The sequence below is a fragment of the Agrobacterium sp. DKPNP3 genome (assembly GCF_052686535.1).
Genome location: NZ_JBQYSN010000161.1, coordinates 1 through 5,383, shown reverse-complemented (window position 1 = coordinate 5,383; position 5,383 = coordinate 1). Strand labels below are relative to the sequence as shown.

General features: G+C 58.7%; 2 protein-coding genes and 1 pseudogene. 1 reads left to right on the top strand and 2 read right to left on the bottom strand.

Features of this window, described 5'->3' with window-relative positions; translation table 11 throughout:
• Positions 1–332: 332 nt before the first annotated feature.
• Entirely contained in the window at positions 333–2,279 is a 1,947-nt protein-coding gene (locus ACUTJJ_RS24595; RefSeq protein ID WP_445543729.1) for a M23 family metallopeptidase, read from the top strand.
• Positions 2,280–2,348: 69 nt separating this feature from the next.
• Here ACUTJJ_RS24595 and clpB read toward each other — a convergent pair whose 3' ends face one another.
• Both clpB and ACUTJJ_RS24585 read right to left on the bottom strand, forming a co-directional pair.
• Positions 2,349–4,973: an ATP-dependent chaperone ClpB gene (clpB, locus tag ACUTJJ_RS24590; protein ID WP_445543728.1), complete on the bottom strand. Its 2,625-nt coding sequence runs from the start codon at positions 4,971–4,973 to the stop codon at positions 2,349–2,351.
• A 152-nt stretch (positions 4,974–5,125) separates the two neighbouring features.
• A pseudogene (locus ACUTJJ_RS24585) lies at positions 5,126–5,383 on the bottom strand (hypothetical protein); the annotation flags it as partial.

Below are 5,383 nucleotides of genomic sequence, written 5' to 3'. Positions count from 1 at the left end.
ATCGAAAAAATCGAGAAATCCGTCTTCCTATTGATTTCCTTATATATTTTCGCGACCGCGGACCGATAGACCCGAAACCACGCCCAATCGGCGACCGTTTTGCACAGCAGAACGTGTTCAACGGAAGCATGACCACCCTTGCGCCTTCTTTTAGCCCGGTTCCTCGCTAATTGCTTCCTAATGAAGCGTTAAGAGAAGGGTGCTGCGCGCGTCCCTATAGAGGTGTTGCGATCTGTCTTGCATGTGTCGAGCAATTTGACTCATGGCTTTGAAAGTTGCACATCTTCGCCTGGAGTTTCTGGAGAGCGTATGACCGACGGGGCACAGCTGGTATGACTGCGGATCGCAACGTGATCCGGTCGCTAGGCACGGAACCGCCAATTTTGGCGGAAGGACGCCGTGCACCCGATCGCCGCGAGATTTCGCTGCGCTGGCTCTCCGGCACATTTCTCACCGGCATAACCTCTTCCATATTGATGGGCGTCGCTTTGTTTGCCGCTCTTGACGGTCGCCAGCAGCTTGCCATTCCCGCCGAAGCCTTCGCCAAGACGGATATGGGTAATAGCGGGGCGGAAGCCGCCCGTCGTGGTACGCGCCTTGTTGCGCCCAACATTGCCGCCCGCCCCTCCGACCGGTCGATCATGGAAGTATCGACGGTCATTAACGAGGGGGACAAGGAAGTTGTCCGCAAGGTCCCCTTTTCTCACGTCAAGATCCCGCTTGCGTCCAACTACACCAAGCAGGAAGACTATCCGGCCTTTGATCCGCTGAACATCTTTGCCAGCAACGACGACAAGGACGCGCCCGCCCCGGCAGCGAGCCGCACTGGCACGATCTACGGCTCCGAAGTGGAATCCGAAGTCAGCCTGAAAACCGTCGCCTTTCCCGTTCAGCATTCGAAATATGCTTTTGCGGGTTCACTGAGCTTCGATGAGGTTGAAGAGGCCGTGCGATCCAACGGCTCTATCCTGACTGACGGTAACGAGCAGGTGGCGGCGCTGTATTACATCGACCCGCGCCGTTTCGATAATGATGACGGCGATGTCGATATTACCGCCGGTCTTGCCGCGCGCGTTGTCGAGCAGAACATGTCTGTATCGACGCCGCAATCACCCTCTGTACCCAGCAAGGAATATGCCGACGACGTCATCCCTGCCCGCCAGACGGAGACGATCGAAGCCGCGCTCTTCGGCGCCGGTTATTCGAAGGCACAATCCTCCGAAATCGCCGGACTGCTCTCGCCGGAAATACAGTCGAACAATGTCGAGAGTGGCGACGTGCTGCGCGTCGGCATTATCCAGGAAGACGAGAAAAGCGATATCGTGCGCGTGAGCCTATACCGCAAGGGCCGCCACATGGTCACCATGGCGATCGATGACCACCAGCGGTTCATCAAGGCAAGCGAGCCGCCCAAGCTGGATGCAGTTGCAAGCGCCTTCGACAGCACGCCTGCCCCGGCCGCTGGCCGCGACCTGCCCAGTGTCTATGATGGCGTTTACCGGGCGGCGCTCGCTTATGGCATGAACCAGAGCATGGTTTCCCAACTTATCAAGCTTCTTGCCAGCAGCGTTGATTTTCAGGCGCAGCTTAAGCCAACCGATACGCTCGAGGCCTTCTTTTCCGTAGAAGACGCGAACGGCATGGCGACGGACAAATCCGAGCTACTCTACGTCAACGCCAAATTCGGCGACAACGAGACCCGGTTTTACCGGTTCCAGAATTCGGATGACAACAGCATCGATTATTTCGATGAGAACGGCAAAAGCATCCGCCAGTTCCTGTTGCGCAACCCCGTCCCGAACGGCCGCATGACATCAGGTTTCGGCATGCGCCGCCACCCCGTCCTGAAGTTCAGTCGCATGCATACCGGCACCGATTGGGCCGCACCGCGCGGGACCCCGATCATCGCGACGGGTAACGGCACCGTGGAAAAGGCCGGCTGGGCCTCCGGTTACGGCAACCAGACGCTGATCCGTCACGCCAACGGCTATGTATCCTCCTATAACCACCAGAGCGCCATCGCCAAGGGGGTGACCGAAGGCTCCAAGGTGCGGCAGGGGCAGGTCATTGGTTATGTGGGGTCGACCGGGCTTTCTACCGGTGCCCATCTGCATTACGAGTTGATCGTCAACGGCACCAAGGTGGATGCCATGAAAGTCCGCCTGCCAGGCGGCAAGTCGCTTTCCGGCGAGGCTCTGGCGCGTTTCTCAGACGAGAGAAAGCGCATCGACAATCTGCTGAATATCGATGAGAAAAATAAGCAGGTAGCGAGCCGCTAATCCGCGAGAAATCTGAGATCGTCAGAAACGACCATGCGAAAAGGGCTCCGTTTCCGGAGCCCTCCCGTTTTATGCCGCATCGGCGGTTTCGGTCTCGGCCTCACCCTTCGCGGGCTTGACCTTGAACAGCAGCCGATCGGTTCCCGACGTGACCTTGACCCGCGAACCATCAGGAATTTCGCCACCGAGGATCATCTCGGCGAGCCGGTCCTGAACGGATTTCTGGATCACCCGCTTCAGCGGTCGAGCGCCATAGGCAGGATCGTAACCCTTGTTGGCAAGCCAGGTTCGGGCATCCTCATCCAGTTCGAGCGAAATCTTGCGATCGCCAAGCAGCGAAACGAGACGCTTCAACTGGATTTCCACGATCGCACCCATTTCGTCGCGCCGCAGGCGATGGAACAGGATGATATCGTCGATACGGTTGAGGAATTCCGGCCGGAAATGCGACCGAACCCGCTCCATCACCAGTTCACGAACCGAATCCACATCGTCATTGTCGCCCATCTGCGTCATGAATTCCGAACCGAGGTTCGAGGTCATGATGATGATGGTGTTCTTGAAATCGACGGTGCGGCCCTGGCCATCCGTCAGACGGCCATCATCCAGCACCTGCAGCAGGACGTTGAAGACATCCGGATGCGCTTTTTCGATCTCGTCAAACAGCACGACCTGATAGGGCCGGCGGCGAACCGCTTCCGTGAGCGCCCCACCCTCTTCATAACCGACATAGCCGGGAGGCGCGCCGATCAGCCGGGCAACGGAGTGCTTCTCCATATATTCCGACATGTCGAGGCGAACCATCGCGGTTTCGTCGTCGAACAGGAAGCGGGCCAGCGATTTGGTCAGCTCGGTCTTGCCCACGCCCGTCGGGCCGAGGAAGATGAACGAACCGATCGGCCGGTTGGGATCCTGCAGGCCGGCACGCGAACGGCGAACCGCCTTGGACACCGCCTGAACGGCCTCGCCCTGCCCGACAACGGACTTGGCAAGTTCGTCTTCCATGCGCAGCAGCTTTTCGCGCTGGCCTTCGAGCATCTTATCGACCGGGATGCCGGTCCAGCGGGACACGACATGAGCGATGTTGTCGGCCGTGACAACTTCCTGCACCATCGAGCCGGCACCGCTGCTGTCGCGGGCTTCCGCCGCAGCCAGTTCCTTTTCGAGGCCAGGAATGATGCCATAGGTCAACTCGCCGGCCCGCTGAAACTGACCGTTGCGCTGAGCAATCGCCAGTTCGTTGCGGGCCTCATCCAGCCGCTTCTTAAGATCGGCGGCGTGGCCGAGCTTCTGCTTTTCCGCCTGCCAGCGGGCCGTCAGCGCATCCGCCTTTTCTTCCGTATCCGCCAGCTCGTCTTCCAGCTTCTTCAGGCGATCAGCGGAGGACTGGTCAGTTTCCTGCTTCAGGGCTTCGCGTTCGATCTTCAACTGAATGATGCGGCGATCCAGTTCGTCCAGTTCCTCCGGCTTCGAATCCACCTGCATCCGAAGACGCGAGGCGGCCTCGTCCATCAGGTCGATTGCCTTATCAGGCAAGAACCGATCAGTGATGTAACGGTTGGAAAGCGTCGCAGCCGCAACCAGGGCCGAATCCGAGATGCGGACCTTGTGGTGCTGTTCGTATTTTTCCTTCAACCCGCGCAGGATCGAGATCGTGTCCTCAACGGTCGGCTCGTCCACCAACACGGGCTGGAACCGGCGGGCAAGGGCCGGATCCTTTTCGACGTGCTTGCGGTATTCATCGAGCGTTGTGGCGCCCACGCAGTGCAGCTCACCACGGGCAAGAGCGGGCTTGAGCAGGTTGGACGCATCCATGGCGCCATCCGCCTTGCCGGCACCGACAAGCGTGTGCATCTCGTCGATGAACAGGATGATGCCGCCATTTTCGGCCTGCACCTCATTAAGGACAGCCTTCAGGCGCTCCTCGAACTCACCGCGATATTTTGCGCCGGCGATCAACGCGCCCATATCGAGCGCCATCAGCTTCTTGTCTTTCAAGCTTTCAGGCACGTCGCCATTGACGATGCGCAGCGCAAGGCCCTCCGCGATGGCTGTTTTACCGACGCCTGGTTCACCGATCAAAACGGGGTTGTTCTTGGTGCGGCGCGACAGGACCTGAATGGTGCGGCGAATCTCGTCGTCGCGACCGATAACAGGGTCGAGCTTGCCTTCGCGGGCTTCTTCCGTCAGGTCGCGCGCGAACTTCTTCAGCGCATCGAAGCCCTGTTCGGCGTTGGCGCTGTCAGCCGTGCGGCCCTTGCGAATGTCATTGATGACCTGGTTAAGCGCCTGTGCGGTCGCACCCGCCTTCTTCAGGGAAGCCGAGGTGGACGCAGAGCTTTCGATTGCAAGCGCCTGCAGAAGACGCTCGACGGTGACAAAACTGTCGCCGGCCTTCTTCGCAAGGTCTTCAGCAGTGGAGAAAACCTTAGCAAGCGGTGCAGTCAGCGCAAGGCCGCCGTTACCGCCGGAAACCTTCGGCAACTTCGCAAGGGCCGCGTCATTGGCGAGCCGCGCTTCCTCGGCGTTGCCGCCGGCGCGCTCAATGAGTGATGCCGCCATGCCCTGCTCGTCATCAAGCAGAACCTTCAGAACATGTTCGGGCGAAAACTGCTGATGGTTTTCGGCAAGCGCAAAGGTTTGCGCCGATTGCAGAAAACCGCGAACGCGCTCGGAGTATTTTTCAATATTCATAGTCGAACCTCCATAGACCGGTCCGCCCGCTTTCGGCACGGCTCCGGGTGTTAGGGTTGAGGCTCCCTCAAAAGGCAAGCCCCGCTACGACAGCCGTGTTGAAGAGATTTCACGCCCGTCGCCTCTCGCTGGTCGGCACCGACAATGCGGTTTTATCCTTCCTGCACGAATATGGGAGGCGTTTTCATCGGTTTAAAGGGGAGTGAATCTACCGTATCGGGAAATTTTCGGTCTACCTGACAGGTGTCAATTCGCCAGTCCAATAAAGCCGGAGAATGCGAAGGATCGCCGAAAACAAAAAACTCCGGCAAGCCGGAGTTTTTCAATCGCGATGTGATTTGCAGATGCTGCTTATTCGGCAGCATTCTCGAGAGGCGCAGCCTCTTCACCGGCAGGCTTTTCTTCGCCTT